This window comes from Micromonospora sp. NBC_00362 (assembly GCF_026342155.1).
GTDB classification, from domain to species: domain Bacteria; phylum Actinomycetota; class Actinomycetes; order Mycobacteriales; family Micromonosporaceae; genus Micromonospora; species Micromonospora hortensis.
Map to the genome: position 1 here is coordinate 4720255 of NZ_JAPENH010000001.1, position 25943 is coordinate 4746197.

General features: G+C 70.5%; 22 protein-coding genes and 3 tRNA genes. 11 read left to right on the plus strand and 14 right to left on the minus strand.

Annotated features, from left to right (window positions below; translation table 11 throughout):
• Positions 1-214: 214 nt before the first annotated feature.
• Positions 215-2431 (minus strand): glycosyltransferase family 39 protein, encoded by a 2217-nt coding sequence (locus tag OG992_RS21735; RefSeq protein WP_266304153.1) that lies wholly within the window; start codon positions 2429-2431, stop codon positions 215-217.
• A 123-nt stretch (positions 2432-2554) separates the two neighbouring features.
• Here OG992_RS21735 and OG992_RS21740 point away from each other — a divergent pair, with 123 nt between their 5' ends.
• Positions 2555-3262 carry a glycosyltransferase family 2 protein gene (locus tag OG992_RS21740; protein WP_091397575.1) on the plus strand — a complete coding sequence of 236 codons (708 nt, stop codon included), beginning with the start codon at positions 2555-2557 and terminating at the stop codon, positions 3260-3262.
• On the opposite strand, the gene OG992_RS21745 is transcribed toward OG992_RS21740, so the two are convergent.
• Together OG992_RS21745 and OG992_RS21750 are read right to left on the minus strand one after the other, a co-directional pair.
• Positions 3248-4141, minus strand: a complete 894-nt coding sequence (locus tag OG992_RS21745; protein ID WP_266304154.1) for a transketolase family protein — start codon at positions 4139-4141, stop codon at positions 3248-3250. The two genes, OG992_RS21740 and OG992_RS21745, sit on opposite strands and share 15 nt — an antisense overlap.
• Positions 4142-4146: 5 nt before the next feature.
• The gene (locus OG992_RS21750; RefSeq protein WP_238687526.1) at positions 4147-4842 is read right to left on the minus strand and encodes a transketolase; all 696 of its coding nucleotides are present in this window, start codon (positions 4840-4842) and stop codon (positions 4147-4149) included.
• A gap of 47 nt (positions 4843-4889) precedes the next feature.
• Between OG992_RS21750 and soxR the strand changes: the two genes are divergently transcribed.
• Positions 4890-5363 carry a redox-sensitive transcriptional activator SoxR gene (gene soxR, locus OG992_RS21755; RefSeq protein ID WP_266304155.1) on the plus strand — a complete coding sequence of 158 codons (474 nt, stop codon included), beginning with the start codon at positions 4890-4892 and terminating at the stop codon, positions 5361-5363.
• Here the strand turns inward: soxR and OG992_RS21760 are convergent.
• Positions 5356-6354 (minus strand): NAD(P)H-quinone oxidoreductase, encoded by a 999-nt coding sequence (locus OG992_RS21760; RefSeq protein WP_266304156.1) that lies wholly within the window; start codon positions 6352-6354, stop codon positions 5356-5358. The two genes, soxR and OG992_RS21760, sit on opposite strands and share 8 nt — an antisense overlap.
• Before the next feature lie 161 nt (positions 6355-6515).
• On the opposite strand from OG992_RS21760, the gene OG992_RS21765 reads away from it, so the two are divergent.
• Positions 6516-6605 (plus strand) — tRNA-Ser (locus OG992_RS21765).
• Positions 6606-6639: 34 nt separating this feature from the next.
• On the opposite strand, the gene OG992_RS21770 is transcribed toward OG992_RS21765, so the two are convergent.
• Positions 6640-7845: a low temperature requirement protein A gene (locus tag OG992_RS21770; RefSeq protein WP_266304157.1), complete on the minus strand. Its 1206-nt coding sequence runs from the start codon at positions 7843-7845 to the stop codon at positions 6640-6642.
• Positions 7846-7896: 51 nt separating this feature from the next.
• Positions 7897-8052, minus strand: a complete 156-nt coding sequence (locus OG992_RS21775) for a hypothetical protein (protein WP_266304158.1) — start codon at positions 8050-8052, stop codon at positions 7897-7899.
• A gap of 143 nt (positions 8053-8195) precedes the next feature.
• Here OG992_RS21775 and OG992_RS21780 point away from each other — a divergent pair, with 143 nt between their 5' ends.
• Complete coding sequence (locus tag OG992_RS21780) at positions 8196-8738, plus strand: YbhB/YbcL family Raf kinase inhibitor-like protein (protein ID WP_238687521.1); 543 nt, start codon at positions 8196-8198, stop codon at positions 8736-8738.
• 124 nt (positions 8739-8862) lie between these two features.
• Here the strand turns inward: OG992_RS21780 and OG992_RS21785 are convergent, their stop codons facing one another.
• Entirely contained in the window at positions 8863-9573 is a 711-nt protein-coding gene (locus OG992_RS21785; RefSeq protein ID WP_266304159.1) for a class I SAM-dependent methyltransferase, read from the minus strand.
• Between the two features lie 314 nt (positions 9574-9887).
• Between OG992_RS21785 and OG992_RS21790 the strand changes: the two genes are divergently transcribed.
• Positions 9888-11621: a hypothetical protein gene (locus tag OG992_RS21790; RefSeq protein WP_238687693.1), complete on the plus strand. Its 1734-nt coding sequence runs from the start codon at positions 9888-9890 to the stop codon at positions 11619-11621.
• A 36-nt stretch (positions 11622-11657) separates the two neighbouring features.
• Here OG992_RS21790 and OG992_RS21795 read toward each other — a convergent pair whose 3' ends face one another.
• Positions 11658-12434, minus strand: coding sequence for a hypothetical protein (locus OG992_RS21795; RefSeq protein WP_238687519.1), 777 nt, complete (start codon positions 12432-12434; stop codon positions 11658-11660).
• A gap of 325 nt (positions 12435-12759) precedes the next feature.
• Between OG992_RS21795 and OG992_RS21800 the strand changes: the two genes are divergently transcribed.
• On the plus strand, positions 12760-14289 hold the full coding sequence (locus tag OG992_RS21800) for a peptide deformylase (protein WP_266304160.1): 1530 nt from the start codon (positions 12760-12762) through the stop codon (positions 14287-14289).
• 68 nt (positions 14290-14357) lie between these two features.
• On the opposite strand, the gene OG992_RS21805 is transcribed toward OG992_RS21800, so the two are convergent.
• Positions 14358-15473, minus strand: a complete 1116-nt coding sequence (locus tag OG992_RS21805; protein WP_266304161.1) for a globin domain-containing protein — start codon at positions 15471-15473, stop codon at positions 14358-14360.
• A gap of 144 nt (positions 15474-15617) precedes the next feature.
• Between OG992_RS21805 and OG992_RS21810 the strand changes: the two genes are divergently transcribed.
• On the plus strand, positions 15618-16388 hold the full coding sequence (locus OG992_RS21810; protein WP_238687977.1) for a CPBP family intramembrane glutamic endopeptidase: 771 nt from the start codon (positions 15618-15620) through the stop codon (positions 16386-16388).
• A gap of 4 nt (positions 16389-16392) precedes the next feature.
• Here the strand turns inward: OG992_RS21810 and OG992_RS21815 are convergent, their stop codons facing one another.
• Complete coding sequence (locus OG992_RS21815; protein WP_266304162.1) at positions 16393-17706, minus strand: hypothetical protein; 1314 nt, start codon at positions 17704-17706, stop codon at positions 16393-16395.
• 239 nt (positions 17707-17945) lie between these two features.
• Between OG992_RS21815 and OG992_RS21820 the strand changes: the two genes are divergently transcribed.
• Positions 17946-18036 (plus strand) — tRNA-Ser (locus OG992_RS21820).
• Between the two features lie 35 nt (positions 18037-18071).
• Positions 18072-18144 (plus strand) — tRNA-Arg (locus tag OG992_RS21825).
• Positions 18145-18399: 255 nt separating this feature from the next.
• Here OG992_RS21825 and OG992_RS21830 read toward each other — a convergent pair.
• From OG992_RS21830 to OG992_RS21840, 3 genes are all read right to left on the minus strand, one after another.
• Complete coding sequence (locus tag OG992_RS21830) at positions 18400-18858, minus strand: DUF4259 domain-containing protein (RefSeq protein ID WP_266304163.1); 459 nt, start codon at positions 18856-18858, stop codon at positions 18400-18402.
• 95 nt (positions 18859-18953) lie between these two features.
• A complete protein-coding gene (locus OG992_RS21835; RefSeq protein ID WP_266304164.1) occupies positions 18954-19628 on the minus strand; it encodes a response regulator transcription factor in 675 nt (224 codons plus the stop codon).
• Positions 19613-20758, minus strand: a complete 1146-nt coding sequence (locus OG992_RS21840) for a sensor histidine kinase (RefSeq protein WP_266304165.1) — start codon at positions 20756-20758, stop codon at positions 19613-19615. The genes OG992_RS21835 and OG992_RS21840 overlap by 16 nt, the downstream gene beginning before the upstream one ends.
• Positions 20759-20947: 189 nt before the next feature.
• Between OG992_RS21840 and OG992_RS21845 the strand changes: the two genes are divergently transcribed.
• Positions 20948-21682 (plus strand): ABC transporter ATP-binding protein, encoded by a 735-nt coding sequence (locus OG992_RS21845; RefSeq protein WP_266304166.1) that lies wholly within the window; start codon positions 20948-20950, stop codon positions 21680-21682.
• Complete coding sequence (locus OG992_RS21850; RefSeq protein ID WP_266304167.1) at positions 21679-23595, plus strand: FtsX-like permease family protein; 1917 nt, start codon at positions 21679-21681, stop codon at positions 23593-23595. The genes OG992_RS21845 and OG992_RS21850 overlap by 4 nt, the downstream gene beginning before the upstream one ends.
• 365 nt (positions 23596-23960) lie before the next feature.
• On the opposite strand, the gene OG992_RS21855 is transcribed toward OG992_RS21850, so the two are convergent.
• Complete coding sequence (locus tag OG992_RS21855; RefSeq protein WP_266304168.1) at positions 23961-25520, minus strand: hypothetical protein; 1560 nt, start codon at positions 25518-25520, stop codon at positions 23961-23963.
• Between the last annotated feature and the right edge of the window lie 423 nt (positions 25521-25943).

The following is a 25943-nucleotide window of genomic DNA, read 5'->3' on the forward strand; positions in this document are numbered from 1 at the left end:
TCGATTGAGTTACCAGACGGTAACGTGCGGATCGGTAGATGTGAATGCCCTTCAGATCCTTGCGCGCGGGATGCCGAACCGCCCGGATCGGACTATCCGGGCCCGCGCGCCCAGCGCCACGGCGCAGCGGGGCCGGCTTTGGTTCAGCGGCCCGGCGGCGGTGCGGCCGGCTTCTAGATTCACCGGCCTGGCGGCGGTGCGGTGGACCTCTGGTTCAGCGGCCCGGCGGCAGGGCGTAGCCGACGTAGCCGCGGAACTCCAGCCGCCAGCCGGCCGGGACGAGTTTGGCGCAGGCCGCCTCGTTGCCGGTGCAGACGATCGCGTCGACCGATGAGGGGTCGGCCGGCGGTCGTTCCGGCAGGACCGACTGCAACGCCACCAGGTCCGGTGAGCGGCCGTCGGGCTGCCGCAACAGCAGCCACCACGGGTACTCCCAGTTGTCGTTCTGCTGCACCAGCCCGATCCGTCGCGCACCGCTGTCCTGGACCGCGGTCGCCGCCCAGCGGAACTCGTCGGCCCACTGGGGGCGGCGCAGGAACCGGGTGTCCCAGTCCGAGGTGGTGAAGACCGAGCCGGCGCCGACCAGCCGGCGCGGGAAGCCGTACGACAGCGCGAGCACCCCGGCCAGCGCCGAGGTGGCCAGCACGGTGACGGCCGCCACTGCGGCAACCGAGCGACGCCCACCCGCGCGGTTGCGCAGGAGAGCGTCCAGCCACAGGCCGGCGAGGGGCACGGCGAGCACCACGGCGTAGAGCAGCAGCCGGTTTCCCCACGGCTGCCACTTGATCATCGCGGTGTGCAGCAGCACGGCGGTCAGCACCACCACGGCGTACGCCCGCAGCGACCCGGCCCGCTCGGGCGCGATCCGCCGTGGGCGGGCGAGCGCGATCACCGCACCGATCACCGCCAGCGCCCCGGCCAGCGGAAACGCCACCCGGTCCTCGTCCGGATACCAGGCCGGCTCCGGGAACAGCTCACGCCCGAAGGTGATCGCGCGGTCCTGCGGGTCGACGCCGATCGCCTCGGCGCCGCCGATGATCACCTGCGCCCCGGCCCGACGCAACGGTGCCAGCGGCGTGTCGAACGCGGTGTGCCCGATCCGCAGTGCGTTGACCACTATCGACGCCGGGTCGTGCCGCTCCATGGGGATGGACTCACGCAGCCGGGGTGGCCCCAGCGGGTGCCCGAACTCGGCTGTCACCCGGGCCAGGAACGGGCCGACCACCACGGCAGCGACCGCCAGGATCAGCACCGAACCGCCGACGGTGCGGGCCAGCCGGCCGACCGGCCAGGACCGCCGACCCCCACCCGGTGTCGCCGGGTCCGCCGGTGCCGATTGATCGGTCCGGGCCAGCCTCAACTGGGCCAGTCCCCAGAGCACCAGCAGCGGGCCGACAGCGATCAGGCCGCTGGTCTTGGTCACCGCGGTCAGTCCGGTGGCCGCCCCCAGCCCGAGCAGCGTGCCCCAGCCGGTCCGTCGACTGAGCCCGTCCAGCACCAGTGTCGCCGCGCAGGCCACCCACGCCGCGCAGATCAGGTCGGTCTGCGTGCTGGTCGCCTGGAGCACCACCATCGGCGTGGTCGCCAGCACGAACGCGGTGAGCAACTGGGCCCGCCGGCCGCCACCGAGCTGTGCGGTGATCCGTGCGGCCACCAGGAGGCAGACCACTCCGGCCGCCCACTGCACCAGGTTGTGCAGGTGGTCCCCGCCGGTGAGCAGGCGCAGGTGCAGCAGCAGGTACTCGGCTCCGGGCGGGATGGTCACCTGCCGGTGGATGGCGGTGGGCCAAAAGTCCAGGTCGCCCTGGGCCACCCAGTGCTCCACCTTCGGCAGGTGGTACGTCTGCGAGTCGAAGTTGTTCGGTTCGGCCAGCAGCGCGACCAGCAGCTCCACCAGGATCAGCCCGCCGACAGTGCCGGCGAGGAGCCGCTCACCCGGCCGGGCCGTACGCCACGCGTCGACCGCCACCGCACGAAGGTCAGCGACCCCCCGACCAGCCCGGGTCGGCGCGGGGGCGGGCTCATCGCTCTCGGCGGGGGCGGACACGTCGGGTCCGCCACCGGACACCACAGCGCCGACCGGCACCGGCCGCTGTGCGGTGCTGACTGCCGGCGCGGCGCTGACCGGCACTGGTGTGGCAGCGGGCGGCTGCCCGAGGCGGGTCGCCCGTCGCCAGCGCAGACCGGCCGCCGCCGCGGCCGCGACCAGGAAGAGCAGCCAGGCGACTGTGAACGCGCCTCGGGTCAGCGCGTGAGACGCGCCGAGCACCTCGACGACGAGCACCGCGTACGCCCCGCTGAGCAGGACGGCGCGCACCACGGCGAGCCGCAGCGGTGCCACCGCGCCAGCCTCACGTGGCATCGCCGCGACGATGAGCAGGAGCACCGCGGCGGCGGGAACCACCGCGAGCAGGGAGCCGGCAGCCGACATGGCGGAAGTAAACACCATTGATCTGAGGCCGCCGCGCCGGCTGCCCAGCGGTAGCGGTACGTGGTAAACAAACCAACCAGGCTAGGCTATGGCCGACGTGTTGCCGCCACCGTGGAGATCCCCGTGAAGCTCTCGATCCTCATGCCGGTCTACAACGAGGAAGAACGCATCGCGGATGCCCTCAAGCAGGCATTGGCGGTGGACTATCCCTGTGAGATCGAATTGGTAGTCGTCGACGATGGCAGCCGCGATGGCACCGGCGAGGTCCTCGGTCGCGCCGACGACGCACGCCTGCGGGTCATCACCCACCAGCGCAACGCCGGCAAGGGCGCCGCCATCAAGACGGCGGTCGACAGCGCCGAGGGTGACTACATGGTCATCCTCGACGCCGACCTGGAGTACGACCCGCAGGACATCCCCAAGCTTCTCGACCCGGTGCTCGACGGTCGCGCCACGGTGGTCTACGGCAATCGCACCTTCGGCAGCCACAGCGCCTACAGCTTCTGGTATGTGATGGGCAACAAGGGCGTCACGATGGCGGCGAACGTGCTGTTCAACTCGTACATCGGCGACCTGGAGACCTGCTTCAAGCTGATGCCGGTGGCGCTCTACCGGTCGCTCGGGGTGCGCTCGCGCGGCTTCGGCATGGAGGCCGAGGTGACCGGCAAGCTCCTGCGTCGCCGGATCCGGCCGTACGAGGTGCCGATTAGCTACCGGGCGCGCGGTCGGGAAGAGGGCAAGAAGATCACCTGGAAGGACGGCGTCGAGGCGATCTGGATCCTCGGGCGCGAGCGCGCTCGCCGCCGCCCCGCCGTCTCAGCCGCCAACTGACCCCAGGAACGCGCTGATCGACCTCCGCAGGCCGTCGGCGTCCAGACCATGCCACCGGGCGTGGTCCGCCGGATCGCCGTACCGTCGTAGGTCGGTCTGACCCACCCCGAGGGCGAGCAGCCGGTGCGGTACGTCCGCCAGGGCCCGGCTGACGAGCGCGCTCGACGTTCCCGCCAGGTACGGCTCGACCAGCACCACATCGGTGTTGGTGAGCGCCCGCAGCCCGCGCGTGTCGAGCGGCCGGGGCGTGTGGGTGTACGCCACTGTCACGTCCATTCCCTCGGTCGCCGCCAGTGTGGGGTCGAGCATCGGCCCGACCGCCACCACGAGCGGCGCGTCCGTCACGCCCCGCCGGAGCACCAGTAGCCCCGTGGCGTCCGGGTACGCCTCGGCGTTGCGCTGCTCGGAGAGCCGCAGGTAGACCGGATCGTCGCTGGTCGCGGCGTTGCGCAGCAGCGGCGCCACCTCGTCCGGGTGGCCGGGCACCCGAACCGTCCAGCCGTCACCGAGCGAGTCGAAGAGCGCCACGTCCCCGGGCGACTGGTGGGTGCGGCCCTCAGCCGACCCGTCGTACGACGCGCCGATGCTGACCAGGACGGCGCCCACACCCTGGTGGTCCAGATCCAACTTGATCTGCTCGTACGTCCGGTCCACCAGGAACGTCGCGTACGAGTGCGCGATCGGACGCAGCCCGGTCAGGGCGAGCCCGCCGGCCACACCGATCATCAGTTGCTCCCGGATCCCGACGTTGAGCACCCGGTCCGGGTGGCGGTTGCCGGCTGAGGCGAACTGGCTCGCCGAGATGTCGGCCAGCACCAGTGCGGTACGCGGATCCTCGTCGAGGAGCGCTGTGGTGGTGTCGATGAAGGCGGTACGCATGTCGGTCATCCCTTGCTCTCGATGCGGGCGACCACCAGGTGCGGGTGTCGTGGTCGGTGCCCGGTCAGCGCCGCGTACAGGGTTTCGTGGTTCCGGCCGTCGACGGTGTCGGCGGTCCACCCGTTGACGGTGAACCGGCTGGCGATGCCACCGGCCCACCCGTGGCTGGCCGACGAGTTGTCGACAACGACCGCGGTGAGGCTGTCCAGGCCGGTCGCTCCCGCGTACGCGATCGCCTCGTGGTTGGATCCCTCGTCCAGTTCGGCGTCGCCGAGCAGCACGTACACCCGGGGTTTGCGCAGCCCCTGAGCGCGCAGGCCGAGCGCGGTGCCGACGGCCAGCCCGAGCCCGTGCCCGAGGGAACCGGAACCGATCTCGACCCCGGGCACCAGGAGTCGGTCCGGGTGGTGGCCGAGCCGGCTCTCCGGCCCGGCCAGGTCGTCGAGCCAGGCGTCCGGGATGAAGCCGTGCGCGGCGAGTACCGCGTAGTAGGCGGCCGGTCCGTGGCCCTTGGAGAGCAGGAACCGATCCCGCTCCGGGTCGTCTGCGGTGTCGGGGGTGACCCACAGCACCCGGTCGTAGAGCACCTGGAGCACGTCGACGGTGGAGTGCGCACTCGGCGCGTGTTTCTCGTCGCCGGTCAGTCGCCGGATCAGCCCGGGCAGTCGGGCGCTGCTGTCGGTGGTCAGTGTCGTGGTCATGCCACTACTGTGTGAGTTGAAGTGGACTTCAACTCAAGGACCTGGTGATGCCGGATCTATTGACGATCGGTGAGCTGTCCGCCCGCTCCGGGGTGGCACCGTCGGCGCTGCGCTACTACGAGCGGCTCGGGCTGATTCGCGCCGACCGCACCGGCGGCAACCAGCGCCGCTACGCCCGCGCCGAGCTGCGGCGGGTCGCCTTCATCCGGATCTCCCAGCAGGTCGGCGTCTCGCTCGACGAGATCCGGGAGGCACTCGACTCGCTCCCCGAGGCGCGCACCCCCAGCCCACAGGACTGGGCGCGACTGTCGGCGAGCTGGCGCAGCCGGCTGGACGAGCGGATCCGGCTGCTCAGCAAGCTCCGCGACGACCTGGACGGCTGCATCGGCTGTGGCTGCCTGTCCTTGCAGCGCTGCACGCTCAACAACCCGGAGGACACGCTGGCCGGCGAGGGCCCGGGCGCCCGGCTGGTGCTGTCCCGACCGACTGACGATCCGACGCTGGAAGGCTCGCTCAACTGACGGCGGACCCGCCGCCCGGCGGGCGGGTGAGCAGCACCTTGCCGAAGTGGTCGTTCGACTCGACGAGCCGGTGCGCCTGCGCCGCCTCGGTCATCGGCAGCCGCCGGTCCACGATCGGCCGGATCCGGCCCGCCTCGACCAACGGCCACACCTCGTCCCGTACGCCCTGGACGATCGCCGCCTTCTCGGCGAGCGGACGGGACCGTAGCGACGTCGCGGTGACGCTCGCCCGCTTGGCCAGCAGCGTGCCGAGATCCAACTCGGCCTTGCGCCCGCCCTGCATCCCGATCACCACGAGCCGACCGCCGCTGGCCAACGCGGAGACGTTCCGCCCGAGGTAGGACCCACCCATGATGTCGAGGATGACGTCCACTCCGCGCCCGTCGGTGACCCGGCGGACCTCCTCGACGAAGTCCTGCTCCCGGTAGTCGATGATGTGTGCCGCGCCCAGCTCACGCAGCCGGTCGTGCTTGGCCTCCCGCGCGGTGGTGAGCACTGTCACGCCGAGGGCCGCCCCGAGTTGAATGGCGAAGGTGCCGATCCCGCTGCCGCCGCCATGCACCAGCAGCGTGTCGCCAGCACCGAGCCGGGCCACCTGGACCAGGTTCGACCAGACCGTGCAGGCCACCTCGGGCAGCGCCGCCGCGTCGACCGGGTCACACGCCGGCACCGGCAGCAACTGCCCGGCGGGGACCGCCACCCGCTCCGCGTACCCGCCGCCGGCCAGCAGCGCGCAGACCTGCTGCCCGACCGCCCACCCGGCGACCTCCGCGCCAACCTCCGTGATCACCCCAGAACATTCCAACCCGGGGTACGCGGGCGCGCCCGGCGGCGGCGGATAATGCCCCTGCCGTTGCAGCAGGTCAGCGCGGTTGACTCCGCTGGCCCGCACATCCACGATCACCTCGTCCGGGCCCGGCTCCGGATCGGGCACCTCGGCCCAGACCAGCGCGTCGGGACCACCGGGCTGCGGAATCGTGATGGCTCGCATGGGCTCAGTCTTCCTGATCTTCCCGGGTGTCGCAGGCGCACCGTCCAGCCCACAGTGGACACCTCAGACCGCCTGGCCGGCGCACCGGGGAGGGACGCCGGGCCGACCGGAGCGAGCCGTGGCAGACTATGCGTGGCCGTACGCCCACGGGTGGCGGCCCAGGAGGGTTCGCCTAGTGGCCGATGGCGCTGGTCTTGAAAACCGGTAAGGCAGCGATGTCTTCGTGGGTTCGAATCCCACACCCTCCGCCACCTTGACCCACTCGACGTCCCGGAAGTCGGGGTGTCAGGACTCCTGGGACACCCTGACATCACGAACCCGAGTCGATCTCCTGGTCCGCGCCTCGTAGCTGAGCAGCACGGCGAGGAACGCGGTGAGCAGGCCGAGAGCGGCCAGACCGGGCAGGTAACGCCCGGCGGGGAGCAACGGCAGCGCCACGACGGGAGCGACGAACTGCCCCGGTCGTAGGCACCGGACGCTGAGACTCAGGAACGTCGCCCGGCCCGCGAGGAACAGGGCGGTCCCGCCGAACAACGCGACGGCAGGCATCCAATCCGAGATGCCGTGGGACTCCTCGCGTGCCAGGCCAGCCAGCACCTGCTCGACTCCCAATGCCACGTAGATGGTCCCGGCGAGCAGCGGAAAGTGGGCAAGGGTGTAGGCGTTGGCACCCACGTGGGCCCGCCGCAGCCCGGACTCCATCATCAACGCCTGGCCGGCGGCCATCGCCGTGGAGGAGTACAGCCAGTACAGGCACACGGTGACGGCCAGCGTAAGAACTGCGGCCAACAGGATCGGTCCGCGGATCCGCTGTACCCCGACGCCGGCGGCGACCGAGATCAGGGACTCGCCGAGCGCAATGATCACCACGAGGCTGTGTCGCTCCGCGAAGTGACTGGGACTTCGCACCGGCCACCCGCTCAGCACCGAGGACACCACCCCGCCGCCCATGTCGATGGTGAGGGCCGCCGCCCAGAGCAGGAGCTGTGCGGTGCCGCCGAACACGGCGCCGAGGACGAAGGGGATCCAGGACAGCGCGGTCGAGAGGGCATACAGACGAATGGTCCTGCTCAACTGTCGGTTGCCCGCAGCGGCCCAGTGAAAGAGCGCGAGAGCGATAACTCGGAGCGTGACGTAGGCCAGCACCAGGATCAGGCGTTGTCTCGTCGTGCCCGGCCCGGTCGCCCAGGCGTCGGGGATGACCAGTGCGACGAGGAAGACGGCCGCCATCGAGACCGTCACACCGGCACGGATCAGCCCGACGTCGATGCGGACGTGGTTGCCCAGCCAGGAGTAGACCACCCAGGAGATCCACAGCAAGAGGAGTACGAGGAATCCCTGCGTGAGCGCCACCGGCGACGGCCGCTCGCTCATGAACGTGGTGACCCGGATGAGCCCGAAGACGAACACCAGATCGAAGAAGATCTCGAACAGGGTGGACCGGTGTGTCTCCGCGGTCGCCACCGGCCGCGACCGGAAGATCCGCCCCATCAGGTCATCTTCACCGGTTGCGAGGTGGCAGTCCGGCGCGCCGCGTCCCGGTCACTCCGGCGGGTCGGTGGTCCGCCGCTCCCGGCGGATCGTCTCCTCGGCCAGTCGCTCGACAGCGCGTCGGCGTTCGTCGGCGATGGCTCGCTCGTCCCGGCGGCGGAACGCGGTGACAACAGCCCCCACGAAGTCCCGCCAGATGCCGGCCACGATGTCCCCCTGCGGAACGCTGCCCGACCTCAAACGTAGCTCTGCGAATCCACGCTGGGTCAGCGCGTGCTTCCGGTCGTCGGCAGGGCCGTGGCGGGGTAAGAAGGGGCTGGTATCTCCGCACATCGGAAGGACGCGTCACCATGACCCTGGAACGACCGATCGCCCCGGACCCGTACGAGCTGCTGCCGACGCTGCCCTCGTTCACGCTGACGAGCGACGACGTGCGGAACGGCGAGCCGATGGACGCCCGGCACGCGCATGGCAGCACCGGGGGTGACAACGTCTCGCCGCAGCTGACCTGGTCGGATTTTCCCGCCGAGACGAAGAGCTTCACGGTGACCTGCTACGACCCGGACGCGCCGACCGGCAGCGGTTTCTGGCACTGGGTGCTGGTGAACGTGCCGGTCAACGTCACCCAGTTGCCCACCGGGGCTGGTGGCGCGGCGGGCACCGACCTCGGCGGAGCGTTCTCGGTTCGCAACGACTACGGCGAGCAGGGCTACGGCGGCGCGGCTCCGCCGGCCGGCGACCGCCCGCACCGGTATGTCTTCGCGGTACACGCCCTGGACGTCGACCGCCTGGACCTGACCCCGGACGCCAGCCCCGCCTACGTCGGCTTCAACCTGACGTTCCACACGCTGGCGAGAGCGGTGATCCGCCCCACGTACCAGATCAAGGACTAACCCCGCCCCCAGCTCCCGCGATCTTGCACTTTCTGTCCCGACATCCTTGACATAAAGGGCATAAGGACGACAGAAAGTGCAAGATCGCCGGGGCCGGGCCGGGCCGGGCCGGGGCGGGGCGGGGTCAGGCTGGGACGCGGGCTACGGCGAAGACGGACTGGCCGAACGGCGGGAGAATCAGCTGCTCGGCGGCCTTGGTGGCGGGCAGGACGAGGGTGTCGTACACCTTGACCATCGGGCCTTCCTTCGGCATCAGCCGGAAGACCTTGGTGGCCATGAAGTAGCCGATCAACCCGAGCGCGTTGGCGTAGTGCATCTTCTCGATGGTCAGACCGGCGTCGGTCATCGCCGCCCCGAGCGTCTTCCTCGTGTAGCGGCGGACGTGCCCGGTGGCGATGTCGGCCGGGCCCATCGCGAACTGGAACGCGGGCACGATGATGATCACGGCGCCGCCGGGTCGGACCAGGTCGCGCATGCTCTGTAGCGCGCCCACGTGGTCCTCGATGTGCTCCAGAACGTTGTACGAGACGGCGGCGCTGTAGTCGCCCCGGTCGTTGTGCGGCAGCAGCATCTGCCGGACGTCGACGTTCGGACGGTCGGCGAGGCGCTCCTTGAGCTGCACCAGCCGGTCCGGGTCGGCCTCGGTGGCGGTGAACCGCGGCAGCCGCTCGGACCATTCCAGCGCGTAGTCACCGAGACCGCTGCCGATCTCGATCGGGTCGTCGCCGAGGTACGGCACGGCCAGTTCGATGAACCAGCGACGGTGGTTGACAGCGGTTGCCAGGCCTTCCAGCACCTCGGACTGCACGCGCTGATCCCCAGTGATTTCTGCCATGCGTCGATTCCTCACGATATGAACTCGACCCGTGCCTGGACCGACAGTGTGAATCATCCGCTGGGACGGCGAAAGAATCGGGGCATCGGGGTGGCCGAATTGTGGTCGGGGGGTGGGTTCGTGATCGGCGGTCGGCGAACCCGGCACATAGTACGGCAGTACCCCGAAACATGTCACGGCGGCGTCATGCGCTGACTACCCTATGAATTGTCATGACTACTCCTGAACCGGACGTGCCCAGCGACAGCGGCGGCCCGGCCGCCGCGCCGTCGGCGGAGGGGGCCTCCGGTGCCGTTCGGCCTTCCCGCAGGGGGATGTGGGCCGATCTGGCCGCCGTGCTGAGCTTCGTGGTGCTGGGCTTCTGGATCACCTGTCGACTCTGGCTGGACCCGGGCAGCGACGTGCGGGACAACCAGTCCGACCAGTCGCAGTTCGAATGGATGATGGCCCACGGTGCGCGAGTAGTCACGCACTTTGCGTATCCGTTCCATTCCAATCAGATGAACGTCCCCGACGGCGTCAATCTGATGGCCAATACGTCCGTATTATCCATTTCATTGCCAATGACGCCGATCACCCTACTGTTTGGGCCGCGGGCGTCATTTCTGATCTTTCTCACCGCCGGCATGATTGCCACGGCCACGGCCTGGTATTTCCTGCTCTCCCGGGTCCTGATCGGCAGCCGGGGGCCGGCGTGGCTGGGCGCCGGCTTCTGCGCGTTCGCGCCGGCCATGGTGTCGCACGCCAATGGGCATCCGAACATCGTGTCGCAGTTCGTCGTCCCGTTGATCATTTGGCGCACGCTACGACTCGGTGAACCGGGCCGCTGGCTGCGCAACGGGGTCCTCCTCGCGCTGGTCATCGTCTGGCAGGCCTTCCTCAACCTGGAGATCCTGCTGATGACCGCGATCGGTCTCGGCGTGGTCGTCGGCGTGCTCGCCGTCGGCCGCGCGGATCTACGGTCGCGGGCCCGATCCTTCCTCGCCGGGCTGGCCGTCGCCGCCGGGGTCGCCCTGCTCCTGCTCGCGTACCCCCTGTACGTCCAGTTCTTCGGACCGGACGCGTACTCCGGGCTGTCCCGCCTGATCCGCGGCTACTCCAGCGACGTGGCCTCGTTCGTCGCGTACTCCCGGGAGTCGCTGGCCGGTAGCGCGCGCACCGCCGCGGGCCTGGCCAAGAACCCGACCGAGGAGAACAGCTTCTTCGGTTGGGCGCTGGTGGTGCTGGTGATCGCAGTGGTCTGGTGGCTGCGCCGCTCGATCGTGGTGCTCGCGCTGGCCGCGCTCGGGTTGCTCTTCGCGGTGCTCTCGCTGGGCCGGGAGGTCCGCTTCGACAATCGGGGTACGGGTGTGCCGGGCCCCTGGGCCGCTCTGGAGAACCTGCCCATCCTGCACTCGGTGGTGCCGACACGCTGGGCGTTGGCGATCACCCCGATCATCGGGCTGCTGCTCGCCTACGGCGCCGAACGTGCCCGCGAGTTGGCCGACGCGCACCCGGCCGCTCGGGGGCAGGTCCGCTTCGTCACCGCCACAGTGCTCACGATGGCCCTGTTGCCGATCGTCCCCACCCCGCTGCCCGTGGCCCGCCTCGACCCGGTCCCCAGCTTCGTGACCAGTGGGGCTTGGCGGCCGTATGTGGCCGGTGGGCGCAGTGTGGTGACCCTGCCGTTGCCGGATACCACCTACGCCGAGCCGTTGCGCTGGTCGGCGGCGACCCGGCTGGACATGCCGCTGGCCCGTGGCTACTTCCTCGGCCCGGACACCCGCCCGAACGCCGATCCGCCGAAGGTCGCGTTGTTCGGTGCGACTCCCCGTCCCACCAGCAGCTTCTTCGCCACCATCCGGCGCACCGGGGCGGTGCCGCCGATCACCCCGCAGAGTCGGGTCCGAGCGGTCGACGACCTGCGCTACTGGCGGGCCGGGGTGGTCATCCTCGGGCCACACGAGCACGAGGCCGCGCTGCGCCGGGGCATGACCGAGCTGACCGGGATCCAACCGGTCTTCAATGGCGGGGTGTGGGTGTGGGATGTCCGGTCGTTGACCGACTGAGCGGTGCGGCCCAGCCTGACCTAGGTGAAACAGGCCCTAGCGGACGCAGCAGCCCTGGCAGACCTTCGGGCGGGGCAGGGTGAACGCGAGGCAGCAGGTGCGGCGCTGCACTGTCGGCTCACCGGTCGGCCCTGGCACCAGCTCGATCAGGTCGGCCAGGTCGAGTGCGCCGAGCAGTGTGTCGATGCTCTGCACGGTGGAGCCGGGCAGGGCGTCCGCGGCCCGCAGGATGCCGTGCGCGATGCCGGAGGCGACCGAGCCGAGCAGCGTCCGGGTGCCCACCCGGACCTCGGACTGGATCGCCGTGATGAGCGGCGCCAGGTGGGCGTCGAGCAGGGACGCGCGCAGCGCGACCAGCAGCTCCGCCTCGTCGGCGACGACCCGCACCTCCGGCAGGCCGGCCAGCGCCAGCGGATCGTTCGGCAGCACCGCCACCGTGGTGCCCCGGCGCATGCCCATGGTGAGTAGCTGGCGGTGGTCCTCGAAGTGGATCAGCAGGTCGGCCGGACCGAGCAGTGGCACCCGTCGGGCCGAGGCCCAGCCGAGCACTACCGGCAGCGCTGCCCAGTAGCTGTAGGACTTCCAGGCCAGCGCCGCGCAGGCGTGCGGGGTGCCGCCCCAGCGGACGGCGGCGCCGTTCAGCAGCTCCGGCAGTCGGCTGCCGTCGATCAGGGTGGTGGCGGGCGCCCAGCCGAGCTCGTCGTCGACCAGCAGGCCCCGGGCGAGGCCGGGGAGGTCGTCGGTGCCGAACATGGCCCGGAGCGCCGCGGTGACGGGGGCGAGCGGCGTGGTGGCGGCCTCCCGCCGTGGCATCACCGCTGTCACCTGAGTCGTCCCCTGTCTGTGAGACCGAGGAGTGCGCCCCGGCGGACGAACCAGTGCCGTCCTGAGCTAAGGCTAGCCTAACCAAGCCCCTGGCCGTAAGGGAAGCCTCACCTTGGTCACATCCCGGACGCCCAGGTCACCCCGCATTTGACGGAGTAGTGCTTCGCCTACTACCCGGAGTCAGTGCTGGAAAACGCCGCTGCACGATCGATGGCCATCGGTGAATTGTCAAGCGGTGTGTCGAAAACATGCCACTTGCGTGTGTGTCCGCGTACAGAACGTGAAACTTATAGCCCCGGCCGCGAGGAAGCTGATGACGACCTCACCCCTCGAACGGGCTGCCGACTCCTTCGCGGCCGAACTCGCCCGACAACGGACGGGGCGCGGGCTGTCCAAGAAGCAACTGGCCGTCCTGATGGGGTTCGACCCGTCCTACGTCAGCCACGTCGAGGGGCGCCGGCACCGCCCGACCGAGGACTTCGCCCGCCGCGCGGAGGCCGTCCTGGAGGCAAGCGGCGCGATCTGGCAGCGCTTCCGGGAGTACGACGACCTGCGGCACGCCAGGGCGGGTCAGCCGCACCGCGAGCCGTACCTGCCCGGCCAGTGGCTGCCACCCGGCACCGGCCTGGTCGTGGAACGGGAGCTGGCCACCCTCACGCACGTCGACGAGGGCTACCGGTGCGTCATCCACCGTGAGCTGTACAACGCCGGCACCGAGCCGGTCACCCGCTACCTGGTCCGGGTGGCCGTCGACCGCTACCCGAACGACCCCGGCCGCTCCAACCGGCACCACCGGGAGCACCCCCTCAGCTTCGCCGAGCTGCAGATACAGGCCCGCCGAGACGACGGCGGCGGAGACCCGGAACCGATGCACTGGCGAGCCAAGCACGATCGGGACGCGTTCAAGGAGATCTGGCTGCTCTTCGAGAACGGGGAGCGACGCTTCCCCCTCTACCCGGGCGACCGGGCCGTCATCGAGTACGCGTACAGCGTCGGGCACGAGAAGTGGGGCCCCTGGTTCCAGCGAGCCGTCCGACTGCCCACCCGGCAGCTCGCCGTACGGCTGGATCTGCCGGCGGCCCTCGACCCGCAGGTCTGGGGCGTGGAGACCTCGCTCAGCGCGGAGGAGGGCCCGCTGCGGACGGCGCCGCAGCGTCACGACGAGGGCGACCGGGTGATCTACGACTGGCAGACCGACGACCCCCCGTTGAACGCCCGCTACCGGATGCAGTGGCGGTTCCGTGCCCGTCCGGACACCGAACCGGACGTCGGCCCGGGCGGCGCCCGGGTCCGACCCAGCGACCGGATGCGCGGCCTCGGCATCGTGCAACGCGGGGACGACCTGCTCCGCCAGCGGGCCCGCCCGTTCGACCTGCCCGCTGAGGACCACGTCGCCCGCGACGTGGTCGACCGGCTCACCATGGCTCTGGCCCGGCTCGACGAGCTGCACCCGTTCAGCAAGGGAGTGGGCGTCGCCGCACCGCAGTTCGGCATCGGCCGCGCGGCGGCAGTGGTGCGGCCCCCCGACCGGTCGGCGGAGCCGGTAGTGCTGCTCAACCCACGGGTGGTCGACGCCGACCCGGAGACCGACGAGCAGTACGAGGGCTGCCTCTCCTTCTTCGACCACCGGGGTCTGGTGCCCCGGCCGCTGCGACTGGACGTGGAACACGCGCAGTGGGATGGCAGCCGGATCATCACGTCGTTCGAATTCGGCATGGCCCGGCTGGTCGCACACGAGATCGACCACCTGGAGGGCCGGCTCTACGTCGACCGGATGGCACCCGGCGTGCCGTTGGTGCCGGTGGAGGAGTACCGCGAGACCGGGCACCCCTGGCGCTACTGAGCACGAAGGGACCGGGGCGCGTGCCCCAGGGGGCAGGGGCACGCGCCCCGGTGTGGGGGGAGGAACGTCTAGAGGTCACCGAAGGTGTCGTAGCGGATGTGCGGCGGCGGCACATTGTCCGCGGCGAGCACCCGCAGGGTGGACCGGACCATCCGGGCGGCACCGGAGACGAAGCAGTCGTGCGTGGTCCACGGGCCGTACCGGGCCACGACCTCAGGGATCTCGCCCTGCTCGCCGTCGAAGTCCGGATCCTCACTGCACGCCGCGGTGACCGACAACCACGGGTGTACGGCCACCAACTCCTGCAACCCGTCCAGGCCGTACAGGTCGCCCGCCTGTCGTGCGCCGTAGAAGACGTGCACCCACCGGGTCCGGTTGAAAGTGGCCAACTCCTCCACCAGCGCCTTGATCGGCGCCAGCCCGACGCCGCCGGCCACGCAGAGGATGTCCCGTTCCGAGGCGCGGTCCAGGGTCATCGACCCCATCGGCGCCGCCAGGCGGAGCAGGTCACCCGGCCGCACCCGCCGCACCAGGGCGCCGGACACCCAGCCGGCCCCCGGAGACCGCACGTGGAACTCCAGCACGTTGTCGTCGTTCGGCGCGTTCGCCACCGAGTAGTTACGCCACACCCGGGGGTGGTAGCGCGGCGCCTCCAGGCTCACGTACTGCCCCGCCTGCCAGCGCAGCGGATGCTGCAACGCCCGGCAGGTCAGCACGGCGGTGTCCGGGCCGTGCCGCTCGTGGGTCAGCACCTCGGCGTGCCAGAACGGCGGGTCGTCGTCGGAGGCGGCGCCAGCCACCATCAGGGCGGCGATCGCCGCGTACGCCTCCCGCCACGCCTGGTCGTACTCCAGGTTCCAGCCGTCGCCGGCGGTGCTGCGCAGCGCGTCCAGCAGTGCGACACCCATCGTGGCGTAGTGCCGCTCGTCGACGTGGTACTTGCGGTGGTCGCGGCCCAGCGCCCGGAGGAACTCGTCGAAGCTCTCCGGATCGTCGACAGTGTGGATCGCCGTGATGATCGCTTCGAGTAGACGGTCGCCCTGGCCGGTCATCTGCACCGGGAAGAGTTGCCGCAGGGCGGGGTCGAGCAGGAACAGCCGAGCGTAGAAGTGACCGCTCAACCGGACCCGGTCGTCCTCGACCAGGGTCCAACTCTCCTTCAGCAACCGCGCGAGGTTGTCCACGGACGCTCCTTCTCCAGACGGCAACGGATCGGGCGCTCATAGAATCTCCACGGAGCGTGTCGACTGGTCGCACAGAATGTGCGATCGGCTCATGGTGGCCGGTCGGCCATGTCACGGGTGCCGCACGTCGGGCAGAGTGGTGCGGTGACCGTTGAGCTGACCCGCCCGGTGTCCCGCCGACTGCTGGGCACCGAGACGCTGCTGGTCCTCGGCCTCTCCCTCGGCCAGTCCGCGATCTACGCGGTGGTCTCGATCATCGCGAAGTTGACAGCCGACGGTCCGCTCTCCAAGCAGACCGCCTCACTTAACACCTCGGCGTCGGCCCGCCCCTGGCTGGACCTCACGTACCAACTGCTCGGCATCGTGTTCGCGCTGCTGCCGGTGCTGCTCGCCGTACACCTGCTCAGCCGTGACCCCGGCGACCCGGCGCGGACCCTCGGCCTGGACGCCCGGCGGCCCGGTCAGGACGTGGCGCGCGGCGCCGGCCTCGCGGCGCTGATCGGTCTACCCGGGCTGGCGCTGTTCTGGGTGGCGGCCCACCTGGGCCTCAACGCCACGCTGGTGCCGGCCGCGCTGCCGGACGTCTGGTGGACGGTTCCGGTGCTGATCCTCGCCGCCGTGCAGAACGCCGTGCTGGAGGAGGTGATCGTGGTCGGTTACCTGGTCACCCGGCTGCGCCAGCTCCAGTGGCGGCTGGCCGCGATCATCGCGGCCAGCGCGCTGCTGCGCGGCTCGTACCACCTGTACCAGGGCTTCGGCGCGTTCGTCGGCAACGCGATCATGGGCGTCGTGTTCAGCCTCTTCTACCTGCGCACCCGGCGGGTGATGCCGCTGATCATCGCGCACACCCTGCTCGACGTGTTCGCCTTCGTCGGCTACGCGCTGCTGCCCCGGGAGTGGTTCGACTGGCTCTGACCGGTCAACGCCGGTCGGGTCGGTAGACGGCCAACGCTCGGGTCGCGAGCCGGTCGGCCGCCGCCGCATCACCCAACGCCGCCGCGAGCACCGCCGCTCCCGGCAGCAACCGGGCCACCAGCCGCAACACCACCCAACCGCCGGCCTGCGCCGTGAGCGGCGCGGCCAACCGCCAGGCCGCCTCCGCAGTACGCGGCCACGCCCCCTCGACCGGGTCACCCGGCGACTCGGCGGCGGCCAGAGCCGCCGCCGCGCTCGCCCGATCCGGGTGCACCTGGGTCAGCACCAGCAGGTCGACGGCCCGGTCGGGATGCGTCGGATCCTTGCCGTACGCCGCGGCCAGGTGCAGCACCAACTCCGAGTGCGTCCACAGCACCGCCGCCAACTCGGCCAGCGGCGCGAAGAACCCGGCCAGCGCGGCGGTCGCCCCACCCGCCCCCGCCGAGCGGACGAACCGCCGGGTCGCCAACCGAGCCAGGCCGTCCGCCGACGCGTCCGGATACCGGTCGCGCAACCCAGCGGCCCACCCGGCCGCGCCGGGTCCGAACGTCCGCACCGCGGCCAGAGCCAGCAGCTCCGGTGCGAAGCCAGGGTGGTCGAGCACGCGCGCGGCGACCGCGCGCAGCTCCGATTCCGGGGTACGCCCCAGAGCCGGCTCAGCCTGCCGCACGGCGGGGTCTGCCGGGGCCAGCTGCTGCTCGGTGGGCGCCGTCTGCGGCCTGACCACGGGTTCGGGGGCGGGGTTTGTCGCCGTGGTGCTCTTTGTCGGCGTGGTGCTCTTGCGGGGGGTGGCCGCGCGTTTGGTGGTCTTTGCGGCTCTGGCCGGGGCCGTTGGCGTGATCGTGCTCGCCTCGCCGGTGGTGCTCGCGACTGTGGTGGTCTGCGGTTCGGTGGTGCTCGCGGCCTCTGTGGTGCTCGCGGCCTCGGTGGCGGTCGCGGCCTTGGTGGGTTTTGCGGCGCGCTTGCGGGGTGCCGGCGTGGCCGGGGTCACCTCGGCGGGCGTGTCGGCTGCCTGCCGAGGGGCAGCCCTGCGAACAGGGGCGGTCCGAGCCTTCGGCGGTGTCGATGCGAGGCCGGTTGCCGGGCTCGGATGGTCGCCGGTCGGCTGCTCCGCGTGCTCCGGCTGCTCCGCGCTGGTCTCGGTGGTCAGTTCGGCCGGTGCGCGCCGAGGCTGTCGAGGCAGGGGGCGATCCGGCTCCGGTGGTTGAAAGAGCACCGCCGGGGCGGCCTTGGCCCGTCGAGGACGCTGGGTCGCCGGGGTAGCCGGCGGCGGTGCCGACGCCTCAGGCTCCACCGTCTCGGTGGGCTCCTCGGCCACGATCGGCGGCCGGAAGGTAGCCCGTGGGGAGCGCCGACGCGCTCGTTCAGCAGGCTCTCGACGGGTCGGCTCGCTGGGCGGCTGCTCCTGCATATCGATGGAGCGTAGTCGCGATCACGCCGACGCACAGCGTGGAAACACGGGGGCGGGCGGGTCGCGGTGGGCGTACCCCGGAAGTCGTTTTGCTCCCGGTGGGTGGCGACCTGTATCCTCGGGCGCGGTGGTCTGAGGATCACCAGGGAGACTTCGCCTAGTCTGGTCTATGGCGCCGCACTGCTAATGCGGTTGGGGTCTTAAAGCCCCTCCCGGGTTCGAATCCCGGAGTCTCCGCGCGAAAGCCGGTTGTGTAGACTGGTTGAGCACAAGCGCCCGTAGCTCAATGGATAGAGCATCTGACTACGGATCAGAAGGTTAGGGGTTCGAGTCCCTTCGGGCGCACAGAGTTTGAGCAGGTCAACGCCCCTCTGGTTGTCGACAATCGTCGACCAGGGGGGCGTTTTGCGTGAGCCCATGGGCTCACACCTGCCGCTTGTGATACCCCACCGTTACTCTGAGTTGCGGGTGCCAGCTCTGGCGCGAGGTGCGTCCTCGTCGCCATCCACGCGTCTCAACCGCCACGCATAACAGGCCTGCTCGCTTAGTACGGAGCAGCGGCCATTCGCGATCTTCGGTCGGCAGGGTGTCTGGTGCTTCTTACGAATTCGCTGCTTCGAGGATGGCGGTGAGACCGTCGATGGTTTGCTGCGCCTCGGCCTGGTCGGTCTCGGTCGTCCATCCTTGATGCCATGGTCCGCCGGGACCGGCCACGAAGCGCAGCGCTTCGAGTGCGGACGTGGCAAGGTCGGGCGCTGGCTCGGGCAGAATCATTGCGCTTGGTTCGTCGGACACTTGCGTAAGGCGGTGCTGTAGGTGCTCGCCGCCGGGGAAGGTAGCGGCCACGAGGGCTGCCGCCGCGACTACTTGGTCGGGGAAGTACTCCCGCCAGAGGAGGTCGCGGTTGGTGAGGACGTAGCCGAGCATGTGCCGCAGTGCCTCGACGCGCTGTTGTGGCGGTCGCTCGGCGAGCTCGTCGAGGAAGTCCAAGGCACCGTCGCTGCTGAACGGTCCGGTTCCAAACGTGCCCACATCGCCCTCGCTTCGATAGACGGCCACCGCTGATCATCAACGGTTACGGAACTTGACTGAAGATCGTGCGGTGGCCGGGCGTCAGAGCGTCACAAGTGCGTGAGCCCATGGGCTCATGTCGGTCAGCCGCGAAGGTAGGTGAGAACGGCCGACACCCGGCGGTCCGAGTGCGGGTCGAGCGGGAGCTTGGCGAAGATGTTGCCGATGTGCTTGCGCACCGCGGCCTCGCTGACGAACAGCTTGCCGGCAATCGCGTTGTTGGTGTGGCCTTCGGCCATGAGCGCCAGCACCTCCCGTTCGCGTTCGGTGAGGCTGGCGAGCGGACCGTCGGTGTGCCGGCGGACGACGAGCTGGCGGACGACCTCGGCGTCGATGACGGTGCCGCCCGCGGCGACACGGTCGACGCTGTCGAGGAAGTCGCGTACGTGGCCGACCCGGTCCTTGAGCAGATAGCCGATGCCGCCGCCGGGGGCGGAGTCGAGCAGCTCGCCGACGTAGGCGTCGGCGACATAGGCGGACAGCAGCAGGATCGCGATGCCGGGATGGGCGGCTCGGATGGTGGCCGCCGCGCGCAGGCCCTCGTCGGTGTGGGTGGGTGGCATGCGAATGTCGGTGACGACGAGGTCGGGGAGGCAGTTGGCCGTGTACGTGAGCAGGGCCTGCGCGTCCGCGACGGCCGCGACGATGTCGTGGCCGGCGCGTTCGAGGATTCGCACCAACCCTTCGCGGAGCAGGGCCGCGTCCTCGGCGACCACGATGCGTAGTGCCTTCGGCTGCGGCGTCAGTGGATTGGGCACGTCATCCTCACCTGGGTCGGGCCGCCGGCGGGGCTGGTGATGTGCAGGTCGCCGTCGAGGGCGTCGAGCCGGGCGCGCAGTCCGGCGAGGCCGGTGCCTGCCTGCGGGTCAGCGCCGCCGACGCCGTCGTCGACCACCGAGACGATCAGTGCCTGGTCCTCGGTCCACGCGTGCACCTGTGCCGATCGGGCCTGGGCGTGGCGGGCGACGTTGGTGAGGTTTTCGCTGACGAAGAAGTAGGCCGCGGCCTCGACGGCCGGGGGGAGCCGGCGGTCGAGGGCGAGATCGAGGTGGACCGGGACCGGTGACCGACCGGCGATCTCGTGCACGGCCGCGGCGAGACCATGGTCGGTCAGTACCTGGGGGTGGATGCCCCGGATCGTGGTGCGCAGGTCGGCGAGGGCCTGCTCGGCCTGCTGATGGGCCTCGCGCACGAGGTCGAGGCCGGGGCCGTCGGTCAGGTCCAGTTCGGCGCTGCCCAGTGTCATGGTCAGCGCGACGAGGCGCTGTTGGACGCCGTCGTGGAGATCGCGCTCGATCCGGCGGCGTTCGGTTTCGAACGCGTCGACCAGCCCGCTTCGGGAGCGGCGCAGCTGCTGGACCGCTTCGGCCAGTTGGGATTCGGGCGGGTCCAGCAGGTGTCGCACCAGGGCCGCCTGGCCGCAGGCCAGCGCGGTGACCGCGTACGCCAGCAGGACGAGCGTGAGAATGCCGGCGGGCACCGCCAACCACGCCTCACCGGTGTTGCCCACCCGCCACCCGGCGACCTCGACCACGTCGTGACGGACCAGCACCGGAGCGAGGATCAGCACGACCGGAGCCGTCAGCAGCACCACCACCGCGCCGTCCACGAGCCAGAACAGCGTCACCAGCAGGACCGTGACGCCCGTCTCCGGCCAGGCCACGCGGCCATTTTCCCGATCGCGCGGCGCAGGTAACCGGCTCACCGGCCGCCCGGGAAAGATCAGCCGGAGCCGGCGCCGCTCGCCCGCGGCGGCGAGGTGCGCGAGCGTCGGAAGGCCGGCGAGCACGAACAGTCCCGCGACCACCACGGTCGTGGCCACGCCCACTGTGAGTACCACGAGCAGGAGGATCAGCCAGCCGAGACCGATGGGCACGGTCGTGGCCACGTACGTGAGTGAGCGCCACGGCCACACCGACGCCAGAAACCGCGTGGGGCGGCCCCGTACGGCTGTCCAGGCATCATCCACTTGCCCAACCCTACGGTTCGCACCGGCCGGGCGGGGTAGCGTGCGCGCTACCCCCGAAGTCGCGTCGGAGCCAGTGTGGTGGGCCGCGCCGGCAGGTGTACTGAGTGCATGAACCAGGCATCCCCGGCGGCCGTCACGCTCGACGTCCTCAGCCGCACCTACCGCTCGCGCGCCGGCACGGTGCATGCGCTGCGCGGCGTCACCCATGTGTTCCAACGCGGCACGTTCACCGCGATCATGGGACCGTCCGGCTCCGGAAAATCCACCCTGCTGCAGCTCGCCGCGGGCCTCGACCGGCCGACCGGCGGGCGGGTGCTCGTCGGCGACACTCGGCTCGACAAGCTGGACGAGACCGCGCTGACCCGCTTCCGGCGCACGTCGATGGCGTTCGTCTTCCAGTCCTACAACCTTCTCGACGCGCTCACCGCGTTCGAGAACGTCGCGCTCCCCGCCCGCCTGGCCGGACGCCGTGTCGACCCGGCCGCCGTGCAGACCGCCCTGGCTCACGTCGGCCTTGCCGAACACGCCAGGCGCCGGCCATCGGAGCTGTCCGGCGGCCAGCAACAGCGGGTCGCGATCGCCCGGGCGCTGCACGGTCGGCCCGACGTCCTGTTCGCCGATGAACCCACCGGCGCCCTGGATCGCGGCACCGGACGCGACGTGCTGGAACTCCTGCGCTCGCTGGCCGACGGCGGCCAGAGCGTCGTCATGGTGACCCACGATCCACTGGCTGCCTCGTACGCGGACGCGGTGTTGTTCCTCGCCGACGGGCAGATCGTCGGTCACCTCACGCACGCCGACGCCGGTCAGATCGCCGCGACGATGACCGACTTGGAGCGATGATGCTGACTTTGGGCCGGCAGACCGTGCGCAGCTCATGGCGCGGCTACCTGGGTGCCTTCGTCGCGCTGCTGTTCGGCGTGGTCCTGATCGCCGTCACCGTGACGCTCATCGGGAGCGTCGACGCCACCGGCAGCCGGCCCGGCGTCACCGCCGACCAGCGCGCCCAACTGGACGACCTGGCCGCGATGTTCGGGATCATGTCGGCGGTCTCGGCGTTCATGGCGCTGTTCGTGGTCAGCAGCACGTTCGGCTTCGTCGTGGCCGGCCGCCGGCGTGAGCTCGGCCTGCTGCGCCTGGTCGGCGCGACGCCAGGGCAGGTGCGCCGGCTTCTGCTGGGCGAGTCCCTCGTCGTCGCGGCCGCGGCCACCACGGTCGGCGGTCTGCTCGGCACGGCGCTGGCCCCCGCCGTTCTTGGGCTGGTGGAGGCCATCGGGATCACCACGCTCGACCTTCGGGCGCCGCGCCCGTGGATCGCCTGGGCGGTCGCCGTGCCCACCGGTGCCGTGATCGCGCTCCTCGGGGTCTGGCGATCCTCGCGCCGCGCCGCCCGGATCGCCCCGAGCGCCGCTATGCGGGAGGCCGCGATCGAACGGACCCGGCCGAGCATTCTCCAGCTCGCCGTCGCGACGCTGTGCTTCGGCGGCCTGGTGGTGGTGGTCGTCGTCGCCGCCGACATGCCGCCGCTGTTCGCCCTGATCGCCTCCATCCTGCTGCCCGAGGTGGTCGTGGTTGGCCTGATGAGCATCGGCCACGCCGTCATCCCGCGGCTCGCCGCCCTGCTCGCCCGCCCGTTCGTCGCCCGGGACGTCACGGCCCGGATGGCCCGCGACGAGGTGCGTGCGGCCGCCCGCACCACCGCCGCGGTCGCCGCCCCGGTCGTGGCCATCTCCGCCATCGCCGGGTCGCTGCTGCTGTCTCTCAGCTTCACCGCCGACTGGACGAACGCGCAGGACCGGGCCCGGCTGCGCGCACCGCTCGTCGTCGAGGCGGACAGTCCGGCCGCAGCGGCGGCGGTCGCGTCCGACAAGGCCGTCGCGATCGCCGACGTACGCCGGCAGGGCATGCTCCAGCGTGACGAGGAGGGCCGTCCCGGCGTGCGCAGTGAGGTCGAGATCCTCGACCCCGTCACCGCCTCCGCCGCACGGGGCCTGACCGCCACCCGCGGCACCTTCGACGACTTCCACGGACGCGTGGTGGCGGTCACCGCCACAGGGGTCATCGACGCCGGCGTCGGCCTGGGCGGCACTCTTCCGGTCTGGATCGCCGGCGAGCGGGTCCCGTTGCGGGTCGTCGCCGTCATCCCCGACGCACCCGACCTGTACGGCGATGCCGTCATCCCGGCCGGCCTGCTCCCGCCCGCAAGCGAACGTGCCACCGGGACGGTCTTCGTCCTACCGCGGGCCGACGCCGCCGCGGCGCGCGTCTCCCTCCAGCGCACCCTTGCCGGCACTGACAGCCGGATCCTCGGCTCCGGCGACTGGATCGACGCCACCACGGCCCAGACCCGCCAGGCCAACAACCTCAGCCTCACCATCCTGCTCGGACCGGCCGGCCTCTACGCCGCCATCGCGATCGTCAACGCCACCCTCATCGGCGGATCCCAGCGGCGCCGGCAGCGCGACCTGGTCCAGTTCCTCGGCGCGACCCCCGACCAGGTCCGGCGAGCAGCCATCTGGCAGGCCGCCCTCGTCGGCGGCACCGGACTGCTCCTGGGCGGTGCCACCACCCTGCTTCTCGGCTGGCTCGTACGCCGCGCCATCACCGCCGACCTGGTCGGCATCGCGGTGCCCATCACCATCCCGTGGCTCCCGCTGCTCGGCATCGGCGTCACCTGCGTGCTGCTCACCGTGGCCGCAGCAGCGGCCGGTATCCGTACGCGCAAGGCTCCACATCTAGCCGGGAACGCGCCATGAGCGTGGATCCCGGAAGACTTCACGGTGTTGAATCGTGCCGACAGGAGATCCCGAGGTCCCGTGTTCTTCCCCGCGTCCTGGCAGGGGGTCTGCGGACCGGGACCGCCCGGAGGCGTCACCGTCGAGCCTGTTGATCACGCCCCCCGGCCGGTCCGGTGGCGGGTTGACCACGAAGCTGCACCTGGCATATGAGCAGGGACAGTGCCGCACCCGGAGGATCGTCGCCCGCCAGCGCAACGACGGTTCGAGTCCCTGGTCGTTCCACGGACGGCATCCGGTCCCGCGCAGGTCCGATCTTCGTGACCGAACCTGTGCGGGACCGGATGCCTAACTCGTGCTACCCGAGTGTCGGACCGATCGGATGATCAGCCGAAACAGTTGGGCACCGGTGGTGAGCTGGGTGTGCAGTTCGTGGGCCGGTTGCCGCTGATCACCGTCTTCTGGTCCACTGTGACCTGGCCGCCGTCGTTGAAGATCCCGCCGGGTGCCAGGATGGAGATGTTGTCGGTGACCTTGCTTTCGGTGAGGGTGAGCGAGCTGTTGTTGTAGATTCCGCCGCCCTGGGAGTTCGAGCCGATGGCCCGGTTCCGGTCGACGTGGGTGCGGCGCAGTACGACGGTGCCGTTGCCGTTGTAGACGCCGCCGCCGTGTTCGATGGTGCTGTTCGTGCTGGCGACGTTCTCGTTGATCGAGGTCTCTTCGGCCACGAACTGGCCGATCTGGTTGTAGACGCCGCCACCCCGTTGGCCGGCTTCGTTGTGGTGGACCTTGCCGTGCCGGAGGTGGAAGACGCCGTCGGAGAAGATTCCGCCGCCCTCGCTGCCGGCTCGGTTGTCGTTGACTTCGACGTTCCGGGCCTCGGTGGTGGAGTTGATGCCGCCGCGGATGCCGCCGCCACGGAAGCCTGCGGTGTTGTTGTCCAGGTGGACGTTCTCGAGCACGGCGACCTGGCTGTTCGACAACCCGCCACCAGCACCACCGATGGGCAGAACGGTGACGACCCCGATCGTGTTGTTGTAGCTCAGCCGGGTGTTCTGCACGGTGAGGTTGCCGTTGTTGTGGACGCCTCCGCCGTCGTACAGGGCGCTGTTGTTGCTGATGTTGCTGCCGCTGTCCTTCTTCTTGTCCTTGTCCTTGCCGTTCCAGTCCTTGCCGTGGTCGTTCCCGCCGAGGATCTTCGTGACGCCGAAGTTGGCGATACCACCGCCCGTGCCGTTGGTGTGGTTGTAGACGACGTCGGTGTTCTCGATGGTGGCCCTGCCGCCGATGTCGACCCGGATGCCACCGCCGCCGGCGCCAATCCCGCCGTCAGCTTGGCCGCCCTTGATGGTCGCGTCGCGCAGCGTCAGGTCGCCGCCGGCTCCGACCTCCAGGATCCGGAACGGGGTGGCGTTGGCCGCGCGGACGATGGTGGACCCGTTCCCGTCGATCACGACCTGTTGGGTGATGATCGGCAGGCCGACCGCACCGAAGGGCACCGGTGGCTGGGGTGCGGATCTGTTGAGCGTGTAGGTGCACTTCTCGGCGAGCCGGAGCTTCGCCCCGGAGTCGGCGTTCGCGCGGACGATCGCCGCGATCAGTTCGTCGGCGTTGCAGGGTACGGACCGGAAGTCGTCGCCCCTGTCGTCTCGATGGTCGCCGTCCTTCTTGTGGTCCTTGCCGTCGCGGCCGCCCGGGTCCTTTCCTCCGTGGTCGTCGCCGCTGCCCCGGTTGCCGTCGGCGAGGAGCTGCGTTCCGGCGTTGGAGGGGTTGCTGCCGCTCATCCCGGTTGCTCCGCTCACCCCGGCCGGGGTGAAGGCGGCCAGACCGACCACTCCGGTCAACCCGGCCACCCCGGCGACGAGCCAGCGGGCCCGGCGCCGCTTCGGCGGACTGACCTGACCTGCCGCGACTTCGCTCATGTTCGGGTGCAGATAGTTGGACATCGAGCTACCTAGCCCTTCTCCGTACACCAGGTTTCCGCACGTCACAGCGGTGCAGAAGGCGACAAATCGGTTGTCGCCACCAAGGCGACGCTAGTTGAGCGATCCTCACATCAAACGGTCTTAAGCGAAAAATACCTACATTCGGCGTACGCGTCACTGGCGCCCCAGCAGCCCCACCAGGCCCTTCTGTCCTGCCGGCACCGCGCGACCCGGCGGGCATGATCCGCTCGGTCGCTCGCCTCGCCGAGGCCGGCAAGCGGCAGGTGCGACGAGGGGGTAGCCGGTGACGCAGGGCGCGGGGCGCGGGGCGCCGCCCGGTCAGGACACTCGGGTTGCTGACGCTTGACGTGGGCCAAATCAGCGACAAGAATTTACAAGGATCGCTGTTAGCGTTAACAATCCGTCCCAGTGCTGCGACGGCAT

Coding starts and splice junctions, on each gene's coding strand:
- OG992_RS21845 (WP_266304166.1), top strand. CDS start 20,948: ATGAACCAGGCATCCCCGGCGGCCGTCACGCTCGACGTCCTCAGCCGC.
- OG992_RS21780 (WP_238687521.1), top strand. CDS start 8,196: ATGACCCTGGAACGACCGATCGCCCCGGACCCGTACGAGCTGCTGCCG.
- soxR (WP_266304155.1), top strand. CDS start 4,890: ATGCCGGATCTATTGACGATCGGTGAGCTGTCCGCCCGCTCCGGGGTG.
- OG992_RS21855 (WP_266304168.1), bottom strand. CDS start 25,520: ATGTCCAACTATCTGCACCCGAACATGAGCGAAGTCGCGGCAGGTCAG.
- OG992_RS21760 (WP_266304156.1), bottom strand. CDS start 6,354: ATGCGAGCCATCACGATTCCGCAGCCCGGTGGTCCCGACGCGCTGGTC.
- OG992_RS21785 (WP_266304159.1), bottom strand. CDS start 9,573: ATGGCAGAAATCACTGGGGATCAGCGCGTGCAGTCCGAGGTGCTGGAA.
- OG992_RS21735 (WP_266304153.1), bottom strand. CDS start 2,431: ATGTCGGCTGCCGGCTCCCTGCTCGCGGTGGTTCCCGCCGCCGCGGTG.
- OG992_RS21790 (WP_238687693.1), top strand. CDS start 9,888: ATGTGGGCCGATCTGGCCGCCGTGCTGAGCTTCGTGGTGCTGGGCTTC.
- OG992_RS21770 (WP_266304157.1), bottom strand. CDS start 7,845: ATGGGGCGGATCTTCCGGTCGCGGCCGGTGGCGACCGCGGAGACACAC.
- OG992_RS21795 (WP_238687519.1), bottom strand. CDS start 12,434: ATGCCACGGCGGGAGGCCGCCACCACGCCGCTCGCCCCCGTCACCGCG.
- OG992_RS21850 (WP_266304167.1), top strand. CDS start 21,679: ATGATGCTGACTTTGGGCCGGCAGACCGTGCGCAGCTCATGGCGCGGC.
- OG992_RS21800 (WP_266304160.1), top strand. CDS start 12,760: ATGACGACCTCACCCCTCGAACGGGCTGCCGACTCCTTCGCGGCCGAA.
- OG992_RS21750 (WP_238687526.1), bottom strand. CDS start 4,842: ATGACCACGACACTGACCACCGACAGCAGCGCCCGACTGCCCGGGCTG.
- OG992_RS21745 (WP_266304154.1), bottom strand. CDS start 4,141: ATGCGTACCGCCTTCATCGACACCACCACAGCGCTCCTCGACGAGGAT.